Annotated in this window: 12 protein-coding genes; 5 read left to right on the plus strand and 7 right to left on the minus strand. The window is 39.8% G+C overall.

Annotated elements, in window-relative coordinates; translation table 11 throughout:
* Window positions 1–187: 187 nt before the first annotated feature.
* The 3 genes from ABMY45_RS08105 to ABMY45_RS08115 all read right to left on the minus strand — a co-directional run bounded on the left by ABMY45_RS08105 (window position 188) and on the right by ABMY45_RS08115 (window position 5659).
* On the minus strand, window positions 188–3280 hold the full coding sequence (locus tag ABMY45_RS08105) for a DEAD/DEAH box helicase (protein WP_174169153.1): 3093 nt from the start codon (window positions 3278–3280) through the stop codon (window positions 188–190).
* Window positions 3281–3450: 170 nt separating this feature from the next.
* The gene (locus ABMY45_RS08110) at window positions 3451–4413 is read right to left on the minus strand and encodes a ParB N-terminal domain-containing protein (protein WP_102058138.1); all 963 of its coding nucleotides are present in this window, start codon (window positions 4411–4413) and stop codon (window positions 3451–3453) included.
* A gap of 13 nt (window positions 4414–4426) precedes the next feature.
* On the minus strand, window positions 4427–5659 hold the full coding sequence (locus ABMY45_RS08115; RefSeq protein ID WP_102058137.1) for an AAA family ATPase: 1233 nt from the start codon (window positions 5657–5659) through the stop codon (window positions 4427–4429).
* Window positions 5660–6361: 702 nt separating this feature from the next.
* Between ABMY45_RS08115 and ABMY45_RS08120 the strand changes: the two genes are divergently transcribed.
* Window positions 6362–7576 carry a hypothetical protein gene (locus ABMY45_RS08120; protein ID WP_010605529.1) on the plus strand — a complete coding sequence of 405 codons (1215 nt, stop codon included), beginning with the start codon at window positions 6362–6364 and terminating at the stop codon, window positions 7574–7576.
* 786 nt (window positions 7577–8362) lie between these two features.
* Here ABMY45_RS08120 and ABMY45_RS08125 read toward each other — a convergent pair.
* A complete protein-coding gene (locus ABMY45_RS08125) occupies window positions 8363–9229 on the minus strand; it encodes a DNA replication terminus site-binding protein (protein ID WP_174169154.1) in 867 nt (288 codons plus the stop codon).
* A 2441-nt stretch (window positions 9230–11670) separates the two neighbouring features.
* Between ABMY45_RS08125 and ABMY45_RS08130 the strand changes: the two genes are divergently transcribed.
* A complete protein-coding gene (locus ABMY45_RS08130; RefSeq protein ID WP_010605527.1) occupies window positions 11671–13026 on the plus strand; it encodes a 3-deoxy-7-phosphoheptulonate synthase class II in 1356 nt (451 codons plus the stop codon).
* A 31-nt stretch (window positions 13027–13057) separates the two neighbouring features.
* Here ABMY45_RS08130 and ABMY45_RS08135 read toward each other — a convergent pair whose 3' ends face one another.
* A complete protein-coding gene (locus ABMY45_RS08135; RefSeq protein WP_039495336.1) occupies window positions 13058–13867 on the minus strand; it encodes a pyruvate, water dikinase regulatory protein in 810 nt (269 codons plus the stop codon).
* A gap of 143 nt (window positions 13868–14010) precedes the next feature.
* Between ABMY45_RS08135 and ppsA the strand changes: the two genes are divergently transcribed.
* On the plus strand, window positions 14011–16386 hold the full coding sequence (gene ppsA, locus ABMY45_RS08140; protein WP_174169155.1) for a phosphoenolpyruvate synthase: 2376 nt from the start codon (window positions 14011–14013) through the stop codon (window positions 16384–16386).
* Window positions 16387–16420: 34 nt separating this feature from the next.
* Here ppsA and ABMY45_RS08145 read toward each other — a convergent pair whose 3' ends face one another.
* Window positions 16421–16627, minus strand: coding sequence for a PGPGW domain-containing protein (locus ABMY45_RS08145; protein WP_010605524.1), 207 nt, complete (start codon window positions 16625–16627; stop codon window positions 16421–16423).
* Window positions 16628–16766: 139 nt separating this feature from the next.
* Between ABMY45_RS08145 and ABMY45_RS08150 the strand changes: the two genes are divergently transcribed.
* A complete protein-coding gene (locus tag ABMY45_RS08150; RefSeq protein WP_349288724.1) occupies window positions 16767–19805 on the plus strand; it encodes an FAD-binding and (Fe-S)-binding domain-containing protein in 3039 nt (1012 codons plus the stop codon).
* A gap of 383 nt (window positions 19806–20188) precedes the next feature.
* Here ABMY45_RS08150 and ABMY45_RS08155 read toward each other — a convergent pair whose 3' ends face one another.
* Window positions 20189–21511, minus strand: a complete 1323-nt coding sequence (locus tag ABMY45_RS08155; RefSeq protein WP_206471349.1) for an HD domain-containing phosphohydrolase — start codon at window positions 21509–21511, stop codon at window positions 20189–20191.
* A 404-nt stretch (window positions 21512–21915) separates the two neighbouring features.
* Here ABMY45_RS08155 and ABMY45_RS08160 point away from each other — a divergent pair, with 404 nt between their 5' ends.
* Window positions 21916–25029 (plus strand): glycosyl hydrolase family 18 protein, encoded by a 3114-nt coding sequence (locus ABMY45_RS08160; protein WP_206471348.1) that lies wholly within the window; start codon window positions 21916–21918, stop codon window positions 25027–25029.
* The last annotated feature ends 7 nt before the right edge of the window (window positions 25030–25036 follow it).

The raw sequence follows: 25036 nt of genomic DNA on the forward strand, positions 1-25036 counted from the left end.
TGCTGCAAAAACAAACTTGAAAGATAAACAGGCCCTAGAGCCAGAAAAAAGAAAAGCCAACTTAATTAAGCTGGCTTATTACAATCAGTAACAAAGGGGGAAAATCAACATATGCCTACTGTTTCAACAATGTCACAACAAGCACTATCATAGACCTTCACCTTTGTTGATTAGTTCCAAATTATTTTTAATTTTTTATCAGCGCTAGCATTTGCGACTCATCAAACTGACCAAGATTGACTCCAGAGTCTGCAAATAGGGCGTCAACAAGGGCTTGCTTATCGCGCTGCATCTTAAACACTTTCTCTTCGATAGAATTCGCCATAATCAACTTGTACACGAACACCGGCTTATCTTGTCCGATACGATAGGCGCGATCTGTTGCTTGATTTTCTACCGCAGGATTCCACCAAGGGTCGAAATGGATAACCGTATCTGCTTGAGTCAAATTCAAACCAGTTCCCCCTGCTTTTAGGCTTATCAAAAAGACATTGCACTTGCCTTGAGTAAACGCCTCAATGGCTTTATCCCGTTGTCTGGTCTGCCCTGTCAGCATAGTGTATTTCAACTGTTGCTGTTGACACTGCTCAGCAATGAGATCTAACACGCTGGTAAACTGGCTGAAGATAATTATCTTACGGCCCTCACTGAGTAGCACAGGCAGGTGTTGTGCAAGCCACTCAAATTTAGCGCCATGTTGGTCGGTCAGTGATTTATCAACCAATTGTGGGTGACAGCAGATCTGACGTAACTTTAACAAGGCATCGAGAAATGCCAGCTTGCTTCTTTCAACGCCTTGCTCCTGAAATAGATTGAGCAATTTGCTTTCTACTTGGTGCTGAACACCTTGATATAGCTTATGTTGTTCATCAGAGAACTCTAATTCTTTGATGAGTTCTGTCTTATTGGGTAGCTCTTTCACTACCTCAGCTTTGGTACGACGAAGAATAAAAGGTGCGATCAGCGATCTGAGTTCTCGAGCTCTAGGGCGATCTTGTTCTTTTTCGATTGGGATCTGGAAGTGTTGCTTAAACTGCTGCTTAGTACCCAGCACATCAGGCATGACAAAATCGAGCAGCGATTTAAGCTCGAGTAAATTGTTCTCTACCGGTGTGCCACTTAAACAAAGTTTAAAACGCGCGGATAGGCTCTTTACGCATTTAGATATTTGTGCGCTTTCGTTTTTAATATATTGCGCCTCATCCAACACAATAGAATCAAAATCTAGCCCTTTATAATACGCCACATCGCGCTTAAGTAGCGGATACGTCGTTAGAATAAATCGTGCACCTGACAAGTTAGTGAGTGCTTCCTCTCTATTGGAACCATGAATAATAGTGAGAGGTAGATGCGGTGCGAAACGTTTAAATTCGTCACGCCAGTTCCCCACTAAACTCGTCGGACAGACAATTAAACTTGGTTGTGTCACTAGCGTATTATGCTGAGAAATAAAGTAAGCAATAACCTGAAGCGTTTTTCCAAGGCCCATATCATCGGCCAGAATGCCACCTAACTGGTGACGATTAAGGAACTTAAGCCAGTTAACACCTTGCACTTGATAATCTCGTAGGGTGAAGCTCTGTCCTTCGCTGGCAGGGATCACGTCAAGATTTTCTATCGGTTTATCTAGCTCAGCGAGATACTCAAGTAGCTTTTGATCGTCTGAGTCAGCATGAATATGCGTCAGTTCAAACAGCTTTTTGGCATACGACAACGGAAATTTAAATTGTGAGCTCGAAAGGTAATAACTAAAACGAGATTTCAGCTCCAGCAATTCATCAAATATGGATTTGCTAATGGCATAGAACTGCTCGCCAATTTCGACGTAGCGATATTCATGGGCGAGGTTGTTAAGCTCATGAACCGGATGCTTATCCCAGTTGAGCGTAACGGGCTTGTCATCTAACATCACCTTTCCAAGCACATGATGTTGCTTATCTCTCTTAAGGCTTAACAGCACTTTTGGTGTAACAACGAGGCCATTGCTTGGCAGCTCGTCAACAATCCAACGTTTACCCTGCAAAAGCGGCCTGATCTCCCTGTTAAACCAATGGACTTCAACGCCATCCTCAGTTGGTAATAAAAATTCGTCGCCCTCATGGATAAAGCCGAGACCAGTGAGTACCTGCTCCAGCCTTGCTAATTGCTTTTTCGTCGCGCCTTTTCCAAGCGGCTCAATTGCAAAGCGAATTTTATTTGGCCTATCTAGTTTTATAAGCTTAGCAACATTAGATTGCTTACTCGCTAACTGCGAAAACCCAGCAGGAGGCGCAATGACATCATCCGTAAAGATATCTTGGAAACGCGCCATCACCTGCTCTAGCTTTTCAGCCGTGATGGTAGGCATAGTATGAAGATGGGCGATTTCCTGCGCGGTAAGCTCTGACTCAATTCTGCCAACGACCAAGTTTTCAGTATCTAGATACACCGGAGGTTCGGTTTTAATCAAGCGCCAGTGTTCAACATTCGCTAGACGGCTTTTAAGTTGGTATTCATTGCCTTCTTGATGCCAGTAAAAATCAAGCGTTTGCTTATGCCCTAGCTCCAAAGGTTGGCGCTGGTTACGATAAAAACAGCGATGGGTATGCACAAGTTGTGTGAGTGCATTAAAGCCCCAGACGCCAAATAACTCAAAATGACCCGGTGTATTTTGCGAGCGGATCCAGCTAAATAAGCGAAAATCGTTTTCTAATAGACCAGCTGGAGCGACCTGGCTATTGAGCTGTTGCTCGGTTAACACTCGGCCTAAGGGGTAAACACCGTCGGGCCGATTTGGCGATACCTTTGGACTTACAAGGATTTCGTTTGCTCGAGGCTCTAACACGAAGAGTAAGACGTTTTCTGCATCTGCTTTATCAATTTGCTGCAACTGCCCTAGTTCGTTAAACCAGTCATTAACTAAATAAGCCTCACCAAAGCCGCCAGAATGTTCAATTTTAAGTTTGAGTAATACCGCAGCAATGTGCCGACATTTAGGATTATTTGAACACGAGCAGTTTGCTTCGACCGAAACGCTACTTTGCGTTTGGTTTATTTTGATGTGCTGGGTGAAGGTATTGCCGTAATTTCCCAATACCTGTGCATCAATTTGCGCGAAGTTTTCGCTGTGTTGAAGGTAACAGACTTGCTCGTCTTTCAAATACTCCTTAGCTTTCGCAAGTAAAGCTGAATTGAAGTATTGACGAAGAAAACGTTCAGACAAAGGAAATTGATTAGCCTGCTCCTGTTTGATCTCTTCAAATAAGGCGAAAAGTTGCTCTTTAGATAACTGCGAAGACATTAAGTGCACGTCAAAATTAAAATAAAAAGCCAGTATATGAAATTAGTGATTTGAGCTAAAGAGAGAAATGTAAGAAATTCGCTAAAAAAGGACTGGTTGGAGGTCAACTGACTAGAAAAAGCGCCGAGTTGCTTGATAATTCAACCAACGCGGCAATTTTTGAACGAACCTTAATTATAACTGCTTAGCAGCTTTTGCAATTGTTCCAGACGCTTATCAGTCAATACTCGATTATCTATTTTCACGGTAACATCACCACTCTTTAGATTTCTCTGTACTCGAATGTAGTCGTTCTCTAGCATGGATTCGACACGTGAATCGCTACTTCCGAATGTGGTCAAGAATTTAGTGATCTGAACAGCACGTTTCTCGTCCGACATCTCTTCTGTCATAAAGTCTTGCGCTTTTAGTGCAGCAATTTGCTCTGAAAACTGCTCAGGCTGTTCTTGTTTTGCTGTGATGAGCTTTTTAGCTGCTTCACGGCCTAAATGATTTGCCGTTGGATACAACTGCAATACTTCGACCGGAATACTTTCATAAGCTTTCAACGCGTCTGCGATAGCTGTGTGAGAAACACCTTCCACGGCAGCGATTTCTCGATACGATCCTTTTTGGCCCTGTTTGATCAAGTTATGCTTAGTATCAAAATAGGCTTTACCCAATTCCCAAAGGCTCGGGGCGATGTATTGATCGGAAGATACCGCTAATGTTTTTGCATCTTCATCACTAAAGTCTTTCGAGCTCAACACCACATAATCCGCTTCGGCCAGCATACAGGCTTTACGGCGTCTAGAACCCGATAAAACGTGAAGTTTGCCATTGTGCTGCCAACATAGGGCAGGGTGGAGATTACGTTTATCTTTTTTAATGGCAGGTAATATATCTGCGACCGCTTTTTCGCTTAATAGGGATTGCTCACGACGATTCTGCCCATAAACTGTGGTTTTACTCTCAATTTCGCTAAACGGTACCACTTCACAGGTCAGTACTATGGTTTTTGTCGGATCGCTTGGCGCAGGCATAGTAACCACATCACCTACTTTCGCCTGATCTAAAAGATCGTCGAGGCTACTGCCTTCAACCGCAGTAGCAAAAGGATCTATTCGAGTGTCATTTTTACGTTTTCTAGCCATTATTAATACCCTTTTATTCTGCTAGCGAAGACTGTGTTGAAGGCCAATTTGAACGGATCAGCATTTCTAATTCATCAACCACGTCTTTGATATTTTCTTGCGCTTTTAGCAATGCTTCGCGACTTGCTAAGCTATCAGAAGTCTTTTGATCAAAAATAGTGTTAAACGATGAAGAGCTCGCCGTAATTGCAGAGCTGTGATTAATTGGATAACTCATTACTTGACGGCCAAAAGCACTACGTACATCTTTAACGATATCGCGCTGAGAATGATTGCCTTTAACATAGTTAGTGACTAAAAATTGCATAAAGTCCCAGCCTTCGTGACCAAGAGCTGCAACGGTATGGTATATCTCACCAAGACGTTTCAGATATTTATTATTAGCGTCGAAGTCTACGGCCTCTGGATGTACAGGTATTAACATAGCCGTAGACGCCATCAATGCGTTATAGAACATAAAATTAAGTGAAGGCGCGGTATCTACTAGGATAATATCAAACTCGTCTTGTACGGGCTCTATAACCTTCTCTTTAAGCTTATGGTAATGACGTGTCTTTTCGTAGCTTGAACTTTCTTTTAACTCTGTTGCTGTTTCGTGTTCAAAGTAAAAGTCATCCATACCAGAAGGTAATACGCGAATATTTGGAATGTGGGTTTCTTGGAATGAATTAGAGACAAGATCTTTCCATGTTTCACCTTCATCTAATTCGATGCAATCTCTCATCAGATCACCAACTGTGATCGGTTCATGATCATTAGATGGAAAAAAGCTTGATGATGATCCTTGCGGATCAAGATCAATGATCCCGATGCGATAGCGCTTAATATTCGTTGTAGCTAGAGCTGCTGCAATATTCACCAAACTTGTTGTTTTACCACAACCGCCTTTCAAACTATTAATCACAATGACTTGTAATTTATCGCTAGGCTTTCGTTGATCAGCATTTACACCCAGAACATCTGCCATCGCAAAGATATTTGCTAATGTGTATGCATAATGACCGTTTGCGCCTTTCTTTATATTGATGGTATCAAAGTCACCTTGGTCATGACGTCTTTTGAGTGTTCTATTATTCACACCAAGTAGATCTGCAGCAGCTTTTTGCGTGTAAGTTCTAAGCTCTTTTTCTTCAGTTTTAAGATGAGCTCTATAATGTTGAATACGACCAGCAAGTGATTGTTCTGCTACTTCTGCTGTAGCTTTCAACAGCCGGTACGTTGATAGCGCATTGTTATTTATAGACATACACATTATCCTTTATTTGATAACGATTATTATAATGTCCATATATTTTGCTGTAAACACAAAAAAACAAAGACATTTGTAATTTTGATTTACATCTAAGTATAAATAAGAAAGTTTAGATATGGTTAGATATATAGGTATTAAAGGCTAAGGCCAAGAAATTATATTATATCCTACTGTTTTACATAACTTTTTTTAATTTTCATAGATCTACTTTTTACTAGGTTAAGATCTGATCTCTTATAACTCCCAGATCGAAATTTTACTAACTACTATTTCAAAAAGTTATATATAAACAGCTTATACACAGAATTACTCACAGGTATGGTGGTTGGGATCGATTTTTTACCAAGTAAGATCAAACAGTTATGCACAGGTGATATAAGATCAAGTGCTTTAAGGTATGTATAGATCTGATCTCTACCTAGCATAGATCAGATCTTTACTAATTAAGGACCTAGTTTTCCACAAGGGCGTCGGATTTGCCGTTGTAAATCCGCTAAATATGCCTTAAACAAAGGTTTTTCAGCGATCATTTTACCTTTGTTAGTAAAAACTTGATCTGAAAATGAGCCTTACTTAGTAAAACAATGATCCCAACAAAAAAAGTTACTTCGGATCACTTTTTTACTAACTTTAATCATTAACTTTTTCTGTCGAATATGTTGTTATTAGACGTCATGAAAATTTGGAAGTAAAACAATGAGCCGGAAGGTGAACATCTCTGTTGACAATTTGCCCGATTCACTTCGTGGACAGATCCATGGTGTAGAAAGTGCAATCGATAACGAAAGTTTGGCGTTGTTTACGGACAATAAAGATGTTCGAGTATCTTTAGAAAATGCAGCCCATGGGTTAAGAGCTTATTCTAACACCTTTAATCATTACGATTTATGGGGACGCTTTGTTCGTTCTGGACATAAAAAATTACCATTAGAAGAAGCGCCCAAAAAAACAATCGTAACGAGAAAAATATCAGAAAAAGTAGATGGTATTCTATACGAAGGTGAGATAAAAATTACCCCTGCTGTTGTTAGTACTAAAAGAGATGGTGATGACGAAGAGTTTTTAGTTTGGCCATCTGACCGAGAAGAAAAAGTTGAGCGCGCACTGATCCGCCTAGCTTCTAAAGGTAAGATTGTTAAAATAAATTTTAAGTCCGGTATTCAATACGCGGTTATTTTTTCGATGAACGAGCTTGCTCAAGAATTAAAAGCTGTTGGTCAATCAATGCCTTATCCGCAAATTAAGGAATCTTTGGAAGCTCTTCAAGGTTCTAAACTTTCGTTCAAATATACGGCTACAGATACTAAAAACCCAAGTATTGATGATTCATTTTACGAATCAAACATGAACTTTCTGTCGTCGCTACACTTTAGTGGTAAAAAAGGGCAGGGTGGGAACATCAAATGTGTTGCATGTTTAAATGCATTTGTTCATAACATGATCGATAACTTGGAGTATAAAGGCTATTATTTCAACAGTGCTCAAGAGTTAAAACGCGGTTTGTCTCGTTGGATGATGCTACGTTTGTATCATCTATGGCGTTACGCAGCTCCAGGTAAAACTTATCATTTTCGCCTAATTTCAATTATGGAAAAGTACGGTTCAATTTATTCTGATGATGAAATAACAGAGAATAAATTGAAGGCACTTCGTCGTGATATGACCACAACAATGAAAGATTTGATCGAGAAAGGGGCGATATCCGAATACAATATTTCAAATGTTAAGGATGAAAAGTCCGGGAAAATCGTTGATTATGTGTACGAAATGCACCCATCAGCTCAGTTCTGTGATGAAATATTGGCTCTCAATAAACACCATAAACGTATCGAAATTCAAGGCGGAAAACGGATCGTTGAAAATGTTGAAGTAATTGATGAAGATACATTAGAAGAAATCGTTAAAAAATAAAATTTCTTATTTTGGCTAGAATGGTATTTCTAGCCAAAACAAAAAACTTTTATATCAAAGCTAATTTCTATTTCAACTTAAGATACTTTCTGAGCGAAATTTATCACAACCCAATTCTTCAAAATGATGAAGTCTATAAAGCTAAAAATTTTCTGTGGTGGAAAATACTGACATAAATAAATCTTGAAACTACATCAGCAGATCAAGTTAATTCTCTAATCCTTGGAAGAGGGAAGAAGTATATCAATAATTGAAATTTTCCTATTTAAAACAATTAAATAGAAAAGCATGTTAGCCAACAGAAGTTGATTTTTTGTAATTTATAGATGCGACTCCGTGGTCGATAAGCTATTTCAGAGCTTAACACGTAATGATAAATCAAAATTTAACCTGAAAAAATTTAGTACTTAATCTGTGAAGATAACGATTTCATCATAGTCTTATAATACCAATTAGCCTTGATACTTGTTCAATTTGAAGGAGCAAATCTGATGCTAACTGCGTTAAAAATTTCTTATTTAGAACAACTAAATAGCAAAAATTTTCGCCTGCCTATATGGATGTAACTTGGCGGTAGCTGGATGCGGTAATGGTGTTATCGACAAGATTTTCTTCGCCTCAGAAGAGATCACTTAATTAAGCTAATTGGTATAAGTTTTAAAATGGGTAGAACACATCATACTATAATGAGGACAAGTCAGTTAGCACTTGCATGGACTATACTAATTCAACAAGATTATGTTAAATTGCGTGCTATCGTTAGATTCCGTATGAATTACCTTACTATTACTCAAATCTTTCTAAATAAATTCTATCGACTAGAAAGTTGTACTCTCGCTTTCTTGGATGATCGTCTTTTTGTGTAAAATGACTTAACTCTCCAAGTTTAGTGTCTGGATGCGGGTTAAAGAGTATAAATGGAAGTGCGGCACTTACATGATAGCGATTTTGAGCTGTATATCTCACATTCACCTCAGGTGTTACTCTGGTTGGCCTTCTAATTCTGAGCTTTGCATTTTCTGATAGACTAGAAACTCTATATTTTTCTTGTTCTACTAGCTGTTGCCACTTTTCCTGATCTATCATCCTCGGATTTGAATATAGTGAAGAGCGATTCAACATCTCCATAGCAAGTTCTTTACTCAAAACTCTGGTTGCATGTTTTTTCATCCAGGTAAATCGAACGGAATAGGGAGCTTCGGATTCGCTATGTATTTTTCGATAGGCAGCCAAAGTCATTAAGTTAGGAACTGCACTATGAACAGCTTCGAATCTGGCATCATTGTTAGAAATTTCCAGAATAGCATTTTTAAAATTTTCTTTGGCAAGATTCACTGCATTCACCCTAGAGTTGATAACTTCTTTAGGGTCATTAACTAACAAAAGACCAGGAAACCTTTGCAACAACTTTCCGCTTTCTCGGTCGTTTAAGTAGAGGTCGCGATAAGCATCTAAACATTTAGAGAGTGCTTTTTCACCTTCTATTTTTTTAACTGTTATATTTGTTGGAGCGGTTTCTTCATCTTGTTTTTTGATATCAGGCAGTTCATAAAATGTTGCCTTTTTTATATCGGCTTCTGTCAGTTCATGGCATAGCTGGTTAATTTGTTCATTAAGAATATCGAAAGTTGAACGTATATTAAATTTATTCATTGTATGATGTGTTCTTGTTATCTCTCTCGCATTATATCAAAAATAATGAAATCTCGCTAAGCGATTTTATTATGAGTATCTAATGGAACAAACTAACTATATCACTTGCCGTTTGCTAAATTAAGCTAAGTATCGTTTTAGTCGATCGTTGTTGAGAACTTAGTTATTTGATCAATTAGCTGTGGGTATTTTGTGATGATGCATACTTTTATTGATCTTGCAAGTATGATGTGTTCCCTGAGATATATGTAAATTATATCAGAAATATTCTGTTAGCTCATATTTATCTTCACTTATTAAGCTTTTATTTGGAGCGTCTAGGTTTTAGAGAAATAAAATATCTGCTAGTGAATTTTAAAATAGGAAAGTGATTCTATGTCGTCTTGATGAAATTGCTAATTAGTTTTGTAGAGTTGAAATTGTTTTACCTCACTTTGTATGATGTGTTCCTTTCAGATAGACTAAATTATATCAAATTTTTTTGGATTTCTCCTATAAAATTAGCTTTTTGTCACTTTTGAAGGGAGTTTCTAATGGGCAATACTATCAGGCTAAAAAGCAGTGGCTAGTAACCACTCAGAACAACAACGCTACTTGTCAGTTTTTTGATTAATTTTTAAATTCAACACTGATTTTATATTTATGAAAAAAATGTATGATGTGTTCCTTTATCCTCGCGATAATACTCTTTTTTATAAATTAAAGTCAACTTTTGATACTGACAGAGTCTTCTTCTGGTTCAAGATTTTAGTGTTGAAAAACAATAGTAAGTGTTCACTTATTTTGTTTCGACCGAGCACTTTTCCATAGGCATGAAGGTTTAATAAATTCTAGTTAGGCCGAAAAGGGAAGGTGATAGATGGTTAGTAAGTGTGTACTCACTTTGCAATAAGCATCATTTGGGATCCTTTAAAGGGATTGGCTAAATTGTAGAGTAGAACACTGAGTTTAATTTTGCACTTTCAAAGAGAACAATCGTACCACTTCTTTTTCTTGGCTATGAATCTTCGAGTAACATCCGCACTTTTGTAGTCGTACCTGACTAAAACACGAAGACGGTTATAGCACAAGTTTCTTTTGCTACATGCACATGTACAGTTCGAAGTTGCAATGCTAGTACTTCTTTATAATAACTACACCAGCTACTTCAGTGATTGCTTACTGTTATTCACGCTTCGCCGGAATAAATACTAATGTCAGTGTCTTACTCGATTTGTAGCGAAGTTAAAATAACGGAAAAAACGAGTAGATAGAAGACACGTCTCCTGTGCTTTTATTATTTAAATATCATATAGTTTTTACACCTGAATTCATGGTCTGATCGTCAAAGAGCAAAGTAGACAGAGATCTTTTCAAGCGTCTGAACAGCTTGTTTGCGAACGAGTCAAGCTAGATTAGCTAACTGTTCATGGAAAAATATCTCTGAAACTAACTGGCCAGAAACTAGCGAGAGTTTTGGAATTGAAAATAGCTATTAAGCGAGTAACCTTATGCCCAATTATATTATGATACTGTAAGAATAAAAGTCGTTGTGTTAGATATCAAGAAAAGAATGAGGGGCAAGAGTAAACTCAGTAGTACTACGTAATCAATATCACCTTTTTGACAGTAGAGTTTTATTTTTATCTAGTGATAGATTGTTCGGCGTTCTCGCCGTTTCAATAAGATAGCTTAATCAGGAAAATTTATTTTAATAACCCAGATCACTGAAGAGAAATCTCCCCAATTTTTCAGCATTGAGTTCTCATTGGAGGAGTTAGCTGTTGGAAGTACCTATACGTGTTAATACTTCCAAATACTATATAGCACATGTGATTAGTACTCATAGCAATCACTATAGACTCATTTTTTCTTGCTTCCTTCCTACTCATAAAATACGACGAGTCACTACAGCAATTACTAGTCTGAACTTAAATAAACATCAATTTAACATAATAATAGGCTAAAGTCAGTGTGTCGTCTTTGTATATAAATGCTCTGTAAGATGATTTTCTGAAGAGGTAGGGTGGGGTCCCGCTAGCTCACAAATTCCTGAATTGACTTCCATTCGTCAGCGCAACTAATTAAGACACTCAAAGTGAAAAAAAAGACGTCGACAAGATTATATTTGATATCGATTCCAGGGTCTTCAATTCACTCTAAATGCGTGATGATACTCATTATAGCGATTTAAAGATCAGATGATAAAAGTCTGATAGTCGCCTACTTTAAGCTCGCTTGTTTTTTGTTCGTTGGAAAAATGTATAAAAAACCTTCATATCTTAAGAAAGACGTTACTTCGATTAATTTCTTAAAAAATTTTAGCAAATGTTTCATGTTCTAAACAGTAATTTGTATGATGTGTTCTTTACTAAAAACAAACTAAAGTTTTTCCTTGATGAATAAGGGGGCTTGGGGTACTGTTCAATGGTGGTAACACATATTGGAATGAGGAAAATACAATGGCTAATTGGAGCCCAAATAGCTGGAGAGATAAACCTATCTTGCAGCAACCTGAATACCCAAATTCAGAGAAGTTAAAATCAGTTGAAAAAGAACTAAATTCAGCACCACCACTCGTCTTTGCAGAAGAGACGCGGAGCTTGTATAAAAGCCTAGCTGATGTTTGCGAAGGTAAAGCTTTTATATTGCAAGGTGGTGATTGCGCAGAATCGTTTTCAGATTTTAGTGCCGCTAATATTCGTGATACGTTCAAGACACTTTTGCAAATGGCTGTCGTATTGACATATGGCGGTAAATGCCCGGTAGTTAAAATTGCTCGAATGGCAGGGCAGTATGCTAAGCCACGTTCTTCAGATTTTGAGACTATTGATGGTGTTTCTTTACCTTCATACCGTGGTGATATCGTTAATAGTTTTGAGTTTACGGAAGAAGCGCGTATCCCAGATCCTGATAGATTGATGAAAGCATATCATCAGTCAGCAGCAACACTTAACCTACTTCGCGCGTTTGCGCAGGGAGGTCTTGCTGATCTGCATCAGGTAAATCGCTGGAATATGAGTTTCGTAGCTGCAAATCCGTTAAAAGACAAGTTTCAACAGCTCGCAGAGCGTATTCAAGAAGCGCTTGAGTTTATGGAAGTTTGTGGCATCGATTCAACAGTAGCACCAAGCCTGAAGGAAACTCCGCTTTATACCTCACACGAAGCACTATTGTTAGGTTATGAAGAAGCGTTAACTAGACGAGACCACTTATCAGGGGACTGGTACGATTGTTCGGCTCACTTTGTTTGGATTGGTGAACGTACACGTCAATTAGATCACGCGCATATCGAATTTTTCCGTGGTATTAAAAACCCAATTGGCGTAAAAGTTGGCCCAGGGATGCAAGAAGATGAGTTAATTAAGCTTGTCGATGCGCTTAACCCAGATAACATTCCTGGTCGTCTAACACTTATCACTCGCATGGGTGCAGATGTGTTGCCGGAAAAACTCCCTAAATTAGTTCGCAGAATTCAAGAAGAAGGCCGCAAAGTTATTTGGACTTCGGATCCGATGCACGGAAACACTGAAAAAGCGACGACTGGATATAAGACACGTAGCTTTAACAATATCCTAAGAGAAATCAGTCAGTTCTTCGCAGTGCATAAAGCGGAGGGTAGCTATCCTGGCGGTGTGCACTTAGAAATGACAGGGCAACACGTCACTGAGTGTGTTGGTGGTGCCTATGGTCTATCAGACGAAGACTTATCTCAGCGTTACCGCACCCAGTGTGATCCGCGTCTAAACGCAGACCAAGTTTTAGAGCTAGGATTTTTAGTTGCTGATCTACTAAAAGACGCTCGTAAAACAGTATAAACAACAAACAAAGGGCCGCATTGCGGCCTTTTTAGTATTTATGGCGCTTTAACCCAGTTTCAGAAATAATCTTTGCTGATATTTCCTCAACGGAATAACGTGTACTGTTCAAGTAAGGCGTTCTATTCTTTTTAAATAGCATCTCGACTTCTTTGACTTCAATACGGCATTGTCTGATTGATGCGTACTTGGAGTTTGCCATTCTCTCTTGCCTTATTGCGGCTAGTCTTTCGGGATCTATGGTTAAGCCAAAGAGCTTACCTTTGTATTTATCTAGACATTTGGGTAGTTTTCCACTTTCTAAATCATCCTCTGTCATCGGGTAATTCGCGGCTTTTATCCCATATTGCAATGCTAAATATAAGCTTGTCGGCGTTTTACCGCTGCGGCTGACACCAACCAATATGATGTCTGCCTCGTCATAATCTTTAATATTTGCGCCGTCATCATTTGCAAGTGCGTAGTTAACGGCATCTATTCTAAAATCATAAGAAGATTCGTGAATGCTATGCGTGCGGTGCATTTTTGGCACCGGCTGAACTTTTAGCTCTCTTTTTACTATTTCGCTGGCATAAGATAAAAAGTCGTAACAAACCCCTTGCGACGATAAAATAATATCGGACAATTCTGGATTAACGAATGTAAAAAACACCAATGGTTTTTCACCTGATGTCTCAGCAACCGAGTCTATTAATTTTTTGATTTCATTTGCTTTTTTTACTGTTTCTACAAATGGTATCGTTTGGTGATTAAATTCTACAGGGAACATTGAAAGCGTTGCGTGACCAAACACTTCAGAGGTGATAGCGGTACCATCGGAAATATAAAATGCTGTTCTCATTTTGCTATTATTCATTCAGAAATTGTTGAAAATAAGCCATCGCGGTTTACGAAGACTGCCTTACCGTTGTAGAATGCCCTTGACCAAGTGGAAAGGTCAATTAATCTCTCACATTTAATACAATTTGTTTTGGAGACAGTTCCGTGCAAGACTACGTTCTCTGGTATCAAGAGTTGGGTATGCAAGATGTACCTCGAGTTGGTGGTAAAAACGCTTCTCTAGGTGAAATGATATCTAACCTTGCTAACGCTGGTGTACAAGTACCTGGTGGATTCGCAACAACTGCTGATGCGTTTAATGAATTTCTTGAGCAATCAGGCCTCAATGAAAAAATCCACTCAATCCTAGATACTCTCGATGTTGACGACGTCAACGAATTAGCCAAAGTCGGCACCCAGATTAGACAATGGGTTATCGATACACCATTCCAACCAGAATTAGATAAAGCAATCCGTGAGGCGTATAGCCAGTTACACGGTGACGCAAGCCAAGATGTCTCCTTTGCTGTTCGTTCATCAGCAACAGCAGAAGATATGCCAGACGCCTCCTTCGCTGGCCAACAAGAAACTTTCCTAAATGTTCGTGGCATTGATGCCGTAATGGTCGCTATCAAGCATGTTTTTGCTTCGCTATTCAATGACCGTGCAATTTCTTATCGTGTACACCAAGGCTATGATCACAGAGGCGTGGCGCTTTCTGCTGGTATTCAGCGTATGGTGCGTTCAGACAAAGCGTCGTCTGGTGTTATGTTCTCAATCGATACCGAATCAGGCTTCGAAGACGTTGTCTTCGTTACTTCTAGCTATGGTTTGGGCGAGATGGTAGTTCAGGGCGCAGTAAACCCAGATGAATTTTATGTTCATAAGCAAACGCTTGCAAAAGCAAAGCCTGCTGTACTTAAGAGAAATATTGGCTCAAAAGCAATCCAAATGATCTACTCAAGTGATGAGTCTCACGGAAAGCAAGTTGAGATTGTTGATGTAGACTCAGCACTATCTAACCAATTCTCGATTACAGACGCAGAAGTAGAAGAATTAGCAAAGCAAGCTGTTATTATCGAAAAGCATTACGGTCGTCCAATGGATATCGAATGGGCAAAAGATGGTAACGACGGTAAGCTTTATATCGTTCAAGCCCGTCCAGAAACTGTCCGTTCAAACGAAGATGCGAACGTAATGGAACGCTTCCAGCTAAAATCAAAGTCTGAAGTTATTGTTGAAGGTCGTGCAATCGGTCATAAGATTGGCTCAGGCGTAGTTAAAGTCCTGTCTTCAATTGATCAAATGGACTCGGTAAAGCAAGGCGATGTACTTGTTACTGACATGACGGATCCTGATTGGGAACCTATCATGAAGCGTGCCTCTGCTATCGTAACGAATCGTGGTGGACGTACTTGTCACGCTGCAATCATTGCACGTGAGCTGGGGATCCCAGCGGTGGTTGGATGTGGTAATGCAACCGATTTGATCACCAATGGCGACACGGTAACAGTTTCATGTGCTGAAGGCGACACAGGTTATATCTACAAAGGTGAACTTGAATTCGATGTTATTTCTTCTCGCATCGATGCAATGCCAGCTATTCCGATGAAGATAATGATGAACGTAGGTAACCCAGATCGCGCGTTTGATTTTGCTAAGTTACCACATGCAGGTATCGGTCTTGCGCGTCTTGAATTTATCATCAACCGTATGATTGGTATCCACCCTAAAGCACTACTTCATTTTGATAAGCAAGATGCAGAGCTACAGGCTGAAATTAAAGAGCTAATCGCAGGATATGAGTCACCAGTAGAGTTCTATATCAGTAAGCTAGTTGAAGGTATTTCTACGCTAGGTGCGGCATTTGCTCCAGAGCGTGTAATCGTTCGTATGTCTGACTTTAAGTCAAACGAGTATGCAAACTTGGTTGGCGGCCAGCAGTATGAGCCGGAAGAAGAAAACCCAATGATTGGTTTCCGCGGCGCATCTCGTTACATTTCTGAAGACTTTAGAGAGTGTTTTGCATTAGAGTGTGAAGCCATTAAACGTGTTCGCAACGAGATGGATCTAACCAACGTTGAAATCATGATCCCATTCGTTCGTACCCTAGAAGAAGCGGCTCAAGTTATTGAAATCCTTGAAGCTCATGGTCTAAAACGTGGCGAGAATGGTCTAAAAGTCATTATGATGTGTGAACTTCCATCAAACTGCCTACTTGCTGATGAGTTCTTAGAATATTTCGATGGCTTCTCGATAGGCTCAAATGACCTTACCCAGTTAACACTTGGTCTGGACCGCGATTCTGGTCTTATTGCGCATCTGTTTGATGAGCGAAACCCAGCTATCAAGAAACTACTTTCAATGGCAATTCAAACTGCTAAAGCGAAAGGCAAATATGTAGGTATTTGTGGTCAAGGTCCATCGGATCATGAAGATTTTGCTGCTTGGTTAGTTGAAGAGGGGATTGACTCTGTTTCACTTAACCCAGATACAGTACTTGAAACTTGGCTTTATCTAGCTGAAAAGTTTACTAAATAATTTAATGGCCCCAATGCAACACATTGGGGCCATTTCATTTCTGAAATGTCCTATCTAACTTTTCGCAGCCAAGCTTAAACAGACGCTGCACATTTTTTAGGTGCTTCTTTGCGCCTTCATGATTCATCGAGAAACACACCAAGGCCGCAAGTAAAAAGATAACCGATGGACCGGGCACAACAAAGAAGATCAATGCTAGAATACAAAACACAATACCAGCAAGGTCGTAAATAATTTTCATGTTATTTCCTCCTATACAATATGAGTATAAGGTATGTGGTGAAATAAACTATTTCCAATTGTAACAAACCATAAAATTCTCAAGTTGATCATTAATCCTTCGTGATACAATTAATTCAAAGCAAGTAAAATATACCGTCATGATCGCAAATATTAGTCAGCAGGATTCTGCAAACGAACTTATCAACCTCTATCAAAGTAAACTAACTGATGCAGGTTTTAGTGGGGACATTGATACGAGTTATGCAACTCGTCTTGTTACGTCAACCGACAATAGTATCTATCAGGAAATCCCTCAAGCAGTATTATTTCCTAGAACAAATCGAGACGTACAACTTGCACTCGAAATCGCCCAACAAGATCCATTTTTGTCTCTCACCTTTGGTCCTAGAGGCGGAGGAACCGGTACGAATGGTCAATCACTTACGCCGGGTATCGTGATTGACCTCTCGAGACACATGAGAGAAATTCTTGAGATCAATGAACAAGAAGGGTGGGTTCGAGTTCAGGCGGGTGTGATCAAAGATCAGCTTAATGACTTTCTAAGACCTTACGGCTATTTCTTTTCGCCAGATCTCTCCACCAGTAACCGAGCAACAATAGGTGGTATGGTAAATACTGATGCGTCGGGCCAAGGTTCACTCGTTTATGGCAAAACAAGCGATCATATTCTTGGGCTAAAAACTTTTTTAGTGGATGGAACAGAACTAAATACCTCGAAGTTAGCAATCGATAAAGCCGAGCTACTAGCTGAGCAAAACTCAAAGACTTCTCACATTTATGCGAATGTCATCGAGATCTGTCGAAGCAATCGAGCACTTATACTAGAAAAATTTCCAAGACTAAACCGTTTTTTAACCGGTTATGACCTCGAAAATGTATTCGACGATTCACTAACTACTTTTGATTTGTCTCGAATTATTACAGGCTCTGAAGGTTCGCTTGGTGTTGTAACCGAAGCAAAGCTTAATTTAACGCCAATTCAGCCATATAAAACCCTAATCAATATCAAATATGACTCATTTGAATCAGCGCTTAGAAACAGCCCTTTCTTGGTTTCCGCTAATGCTACATCGGTCGAAACTGTAGATAGTAAAGTTCTAGGTCTTGCCAAAGAAGACATCATTTGGCATTCAGTATCGGACTTAATTCAAGATGTCCCAGGTGTTGAGATGCAAGGTCTTAACATGGTTGAGTTTAATGGTGAATCCGAAGATGAAATTTCGTCTAAAGTCGATAGTTTATGTCAACGATTAGATCAGCTTATTGCGAACAAAGAAGCGGGGGTTATTGGTTATCAACTTACTAATGATAAAGCGGATATCCTTAAGATCTATGCGATGCGTAAAAAATCAGTTGGCTTGTTGGGTAACGCAAAGGGTAATAAAAAGCCACTTGCTTTTGCTGAAGATACAGCCGTTCCACCTGAAAACCTTGCTGATTTTATCATTGAATTTAGAGAGTTGCTTGATAGTTACCAATTAGATTATGGCATGTTTGGTCATGTTGACGCCGGTGTTTTACACGTGCGCCCTGCGCTTGATATGTGCGACCCCAAACAGGAAAGACTACTACGTGTGATCTCAGATAAAGTAGTAGCGTTAACTGCAAAATACCGAGGACTAATGTGGGGTGAGCATGGAAAAGGTTACCGAAGTGAATATGGACCAGAGTTTTTCGGTGAGCAACTATTTAATGAACTTCGTAAAATTAAAAGTTTGTTTGATAAAAACAATCGCCTAAATCCTGGAAAAATTTGTACACCACTGGATTCAAGCGATCAATTAGTGTCAGTCGATGCACAGAAAAGAGCTTGGTTTGACCGTACAATACCAACTGAAGTAAAAGTAAACTACGAAGCGCCAATCAATTGTAATGGTAACGGACTTTGCTTCAACTATGATGACAACTCACCAATGTGTCCATCGTACAAGGTAACCAAAGATCGTAGAAACTCTCCAAAAGGACGCGCTGGGTTATTTAAAGAGTGGTTAAGACTCCAAAACAATAAAGGGGTAGATTTGATTGCTGCAGAAAAGCAATTAATCAATCATGAAAATGATACTACTTGGTGGGAGCGCTTTCTCAATACCCGAAAGAAAAACGAATATGACTTTTCCCATGAAGTTAAAGCATCAATGGATGAATGTTTAGCCTGTAAAGCATGCACAACGGCTTGCCCAATAAAAGTGGATGTTCCTACGTTTCGAGCTAAGTTTTTAAACTTTTACTACAGCCGTTACAATCGTCCATTTAAAGACTACTTAGTTGCGAATATTGAGCGAGCACTGCCTACCATGGCTAAGTTTCCAAATTTAGTTAACGCTCTACAAAGTAATCGCATATCCAACTTTTTTGTTGAACGGCTGATTGGGTATATTGACTCCCCATCGCTAAGTAAGGTGCAACTTAGCAAATTAGTTTCAAGCAAACACTTTTATTCAGAACACAGTTTTGAAATGTTAAGCGATGAAGAACAACAAAGCGTGGTATTTGTTGTTCAAGACCCGTTTACTAGTTTCTATGAAGCAGAACTAGTATCGGACTTTGTGCAAGTTATATCAAAGCTTGGGTTTTATCCGCTCGTGTTACCATTCAAACCGAACGGTAAGCCACAACACGTTAAAGGCTTTTTAAAGGAATTTAAATCGACCGCGAAGACTGCCGCAGAGTTTTTAAATACTGTCAGTGAGTATAACAGACCTTTAGTTGGGCTCGATGCCTCTTTGGTGATGTGCTATCGCGATGAATATAATGATATCCTCAAAGAGAGCAGGGGAGACTTTAAGGTACAATTAGCACATGAATGGCTTGCAACAGTCGATATCCCAACGGCTGCGACAATCAGTCCATCAAAATTTACATTGATAAGTCACTGTACAGAAACAACAGCGATGCCTGAATCTAAAAATGTTTGGCAAGGTATTTTTAATAAGTTGAACTCTAATTTAGAAGCGGTTAATACAGGATGTTGTGGCATGGCGGGAACTTATGGCCACGAAGCGCAAAATCAAGAAAACTCAAAAGCGCTCTACGAATCCTCATGGCAGCATCATATTGATAACGCAGCTCAAGATGAAATATTAGTGACTGGCTTCTCTTGTCGGTGTCAGGTTAAACGCTTTAGTGGAGAAAAACCAAAACACCCGCTTCAAGCACTTAATAAACTACTAGATTAGTTTAGTAGTTAGTTGAACGAGCCCAGTTTACTGGGCTTTTTTTATTAATAGTTTTAGTAGAAAGTAAGCTGAGCGAGTTTACAAATTTGTATGATGTGTTCTTATAGGCGTACTGCTCTAATACAAGTCCGTTATTCTCGAGCCAGTATAATTTGACGGCTCAATAACATTGACCCAATTAACGGTTCAAAAGCTATATTTACCATTATCTACACAACACCAGCAAACGAGTATTCGATAGTGCAGTCGCCGATAAGTCGATAAGTCGATAAGTCGATAAGTCGATAAGTCGATAAGTCGATAAGTCGATAAGTCGATAAGTCGATAAGTCGATAAGTCGATAAGTCGATAAGTCGATAAGTCGATAAGTCGATAAGTTATTATTATCGCTTGACCATAATTCGAAAGGGGATTGGGCGTTGTGTTTCCAGCTGCTTAAGTTTATCTATCGACTTATCAGTAAAGATATGGCCTTTTGGTAGCAATAAAATTCCTTGATTACTGTGAAGCGCTAAACCTAATATCATGCCAGGCTTGAGTTTTTCAGTTGTCAATATATCAACCGAACCGACTTGCTCTTGGCCTAGCTCGTTGTTACTCACTGCTGTCTCTAAAATATCAACGACTTCTGGGGAGTAGAAATTTCCTCTATAGGTTCGGATAAGATCTAGCGCTAAATCGGCTTTCTCTTTATCAGAACCGTTAGCGCTGTATAAGTTGTCATAATAATCTCGGGCGACCGCAAGTATCTGTGAGCCCAAAGGAATTTCTTTGCCTTTAAGACCTTTAGGGATCCCTTGACCATTAAATTTTTCAAACTGATGATAAATCGCCTCGGATACGTCAGATAGGTGCTGCGCTGGCATCAACATAAGCTGTGCAATGGAAGGATGCGTATAATAAATTTTCTTTTGGGCTTCGCTTAGTTTTCTGGGTGGCGATTTATAAATTTCTGGGTCCATAGCAAGTAAACCTACTTCTGCTAAATACCCTGACATCATAGCCGTTTCAGCTAATTCACTAGAGAGTTCTAGCTTCTTAGCTATAATTTTACATAATTTGGCTATGCTCTTCGCTTTTTTACCATCGATAAATGGATTTGCATTCAGAAAATTATAAAGTAACTCGACGGTAGCCCGATGTTCTTTACGTTCTTTTTGATTAGCTTGCTCTAGTTGACTTAACACTTTGCGGATCTGCACAGTGCGTTTTTGTACAAGTCCTTCAAGGTTTTCATTTAACTCTGTAAGTTGCGCATTTTTTTGTACTATCTCTTCATTTAGTCTCTTATTGACGCTTTTTAACCTGTATTTCTCTGAACATTCTCTCACAGTATGTACGAGTATATCGTTATCCCAAGGCTTTTGAATATATGCATGGATCCCACTTTCATTAATGGCTTTAATTGTTGAAGCAAGATCAGAGTATCCTGTGAGTAATATCCGTTGTGTATCTGGGCAAATACGCTTTACTTCATGCAAAAATGTGGCGCCATCCATTTCAGGCATCCGCATATCACTAATAACAACTTCAAAGGAGGAGTCTCGGACAAGCGCCAAGGCCGTCTGTGGATCACTACAGAGCTCGGCGTGTATTCCATTTTGACGAAATAAGCGATTTAATGACCGTATCACATTCGTCTCATCATCGAGACAAAGCACTCGTATCGCTTCATTTGAAGTCGTTGATAGCTCAGCAAATTCCAAAGTTCAATCTCCTAAATGAATTAATTTAAACTTAGTTCAAAAAGGAAGCCACGACAAGAAACCGTTAAAATACGCCTTAAGTCTAATATTACCCTTAAACCTGATTAATAACTTTTTAATATATGCATAAGAAACAAACTGGTAACTGTAATAAATTTAGAGATGTGGCTAGCAACTATCGCTTAATATTAAATAATTACAGTTTCATTTCCATGTGTCAGCGAACCAAAACTAAGCATATGAATCAACCATTTAGTGTTACATTTTGATGAAAAACACGGTTCAATTTACGCTTACGTTAACGTTATCGGCTGGAGAAAAATGTTGTTGCCATATTGATTTTATGTGTTAGGTTTATGTTGTTATTGTTAACCAAATACAATAAATGGTTGGAGAACCAAACTATGAAACAACATGTAAAGACCCTTAAATTATCGCAAATGGCTTCGATCCTCGGAGCCATTTTCTGCGCTAACTCATATGCTTATAATTGTGATGGCTTACCTGAATGGTCACAAAATTCGGCATACAATGGTGGTGCTCAAGTACAAAAATCGCAACAAGCTTTTGAAGCGAAATGGTGGACTCAGGCTGATCCAGTTACCCATTCGGGTCAGTGGGATGATTGGAAAAAATTGGGGGGCTGTGACAGCGTTGTCACAAACACACCACCCACAGTACAGAGCTTACTGCCAGCTGATGGCAGCGCTTTTAACGAAAATGACAGCGTTGCCATTTCTGTGAATGCAACAGATAGTGATGGCCAAGTAGCACAGGTAGAGTTTTTTGTAGATGGCACGTCAGTTGGTATTGATACCACAGCGACAGGTGATAATTTTTCATTTAACTGGTCAGCTACCGCTGGAACACACGCAATTTCAGTAGTTGCAACAGATGACAAGCAAGCTGTGTCCAACACATTAATAACCAATGTCATCGTTAATACGGCAGGAAATCAGTTACCTACAGCAAACCTTTCATTAGGCGGAGGTAATAATCTGGTTATTAATCAGCCTGTAGACATCGTTCTTGATGGTTCAGATCCCGACGGCTCAATAGCAAAACTAACACTGCTTATTAACGACCAAGTCGCATTTGAAAGTGCAACAGCACCAGCTCAGCATACTTGGACACCAACGCAACTGGGCGCCGTAACTTTAAAACTTATTGTTGAAGACAATACCGGTGCCACAGCAGAGAGCGTACTCAGTGCGAATGTCGTTGAAACGCCACCAGTTGTAAACAACTGTGTTCCACATGGCCTATATCAGACCCCTAACACATCGCCTAACTACTGTGATATTTACGACGAGAATGGCCGCGAGAAAATGGGCACTGATCACCCTAGACGTGTCATCGGTTACTTTACTAGTTGGAGAACGGGTAAGAATGGTCAACCGAGCTATCTAGTTGATGATATTCCTTGGGATAAGATCACCCACATCAATTACGCTTTCGCGCACGTTGATGCCAATAACAAGGTGTCAATAGGCAATCCAACAGCTCCTAACAATGCAGCGACGAACATGACTTGGCCGGGGGTTGCTGGTGCAGAGATGGATCCGTCTCTTCCTTATACCGGTCACTTTAACTTGCTGAACAAATTTAAGAAACAGCATCCTGATGTTAAAACCTTGATCTCAGTCGGCGGTTGGGCAGAAACTGGTGGCTACTTTGACGAAACAGGTAAGCGAGTTGCCAGCGGCGGCTTCTATACGATGACGACTAATGCAGATGGCAGCGTGAATCACGCAGGTATTGATGCGTTTGTAGCAAGTTCAGTTGAATTTATCCGTAAATACAACTTTGATGGTGTCGATATCGACTATGAATATCCATCTTCTATGAATGACTCTGGTCACCCAGATGATTTTGCGATATCAAACCCGCGTCGAGCAGCATTGAATGCTTCTTATCAAGTGTTGATGAAAAAGCTAAGAGAAGCATTAGACCAAGCTGGCCAACAAGACAATACACACTATCTATTGACGATCGCATCACCATCTTCTGGTTACCTTCTACGTGGTATGGAGACATTCCAAGTCACCAAGTATCTAGATTACGTCAATATCATGTCTTATGACTTACACGGAGCGTGGAACCAGCACGTTGGTCATAACGCATCGCTATTCGACACCGGCGAAGATTCAGAGCTAAAACAATGGAATGTATATGGCACCAAAGAGTTTGAAGGAATTGGTTACCTCAATACCGATTGGGCGGTCAAATATTTCAGAGGCTCGGTCTCCGCAGGACGCATCAACATTGGTATTCCTTATTATACTCGCGGTTTTAGAGATGTAACAGGCGGTACAAATGGCCTTTGGGGGCAGGCTGCATTACCTAACCAAGCAGATTGTCCTCCGGGAACTGGTAGCGGTGAAAAGAATAAATGTGGTAATGGTGCTGTAGGTATTGATAACTTGTGGCACGACAAGAACGACGTTGGCTTAGAAGTACCGGCAGGTTCGAACCCACTTTGGCATGTTAAAAACCTTCAAAATGGCGTGTTAGGTAGTTACCTAAGTGATTATGGACTAGATCCAGTTAATAACCCTGAGCATCAAATTAATGGCAGCTACACGCGCCATTATGATTCGGTAGCGGTTGCTCCTTGGCTTTGGAACGCTACCAAAAATGTGTTCCTATCCATAGAAGATGAAGAGTCAATGGCCGCCAAAGTCGACTATGTCATCAACCAAGAACTAGGCGGTATCATGTTCTGGGAGCTTGCAGGCGATTTCGATTATGATGTGAGCAAGAATGAATATTTCATGGGTTCATCGCTAACAAGCTTAGCCTACAACAAGTTTAACCAAAGTGGCACACCATACTCGGTTAAACAAGGAAATAAGACTTTTGTAAAACCAGCTTCAGCAGTTGATGTTACGTTTGTTGCCAAAGATTTTCCAGCTGGAGATGCTAACTATCCAATAGCACCAACTTTTGCCTTTACCAATAACTCAGCGATAGATTTGAGTGGCGCGAAAATTTCATTTGATGTTCCTGTTGCGACTTCGGCCATTTTCAAATCTAACTGGAATGCGCAAGAAAAACTTGGCATGGCAGTTGACGTAAATGGCTCAAATGCTGCGGGAAATAATATTGGCGGCTTCGAAAACGAATTCCATCGATTCTCAATCACGCTTGTGAACGAGTGGGGTGGAACGCCTAAGTCTTTTGCTCCTGGCGAAACCATCAATGCCCAAGTCATGTACTACATGCCGATTTCTGGTCCTGTTAACTTTGTGGTTGAGAAAGACGGTAATCGCTATGCATTTACCAGTGAATATAACGACCTACCAATCGCAACACCTGGTACAGGGCCTACAGATCCGGTAACTAGCTGTAAAGGTACACCTATCAGTCAAATTGTGGTTTACCCGAACTTGCCACAGGGCACACATGCAGCTCAAGGTGATTTAATTGTTGAAGGAAACGCGGTGTATGAAGCGAAATGGTGGAGTAATAAGCAACCATCAGTCAGTAGTGACTATACCAAGGTTTGCAACTTGTAAATAATAA

Source organism: Pseudoalteromonas sp. XMcav11-Q (assembly GCF_040104525.1).
Classification (GTDB): Bacteria; Pseudomonadota; Gammaproteobacteria; order Enterobacterales; family Alteromonadaceae; genus Pseudoalteromonas.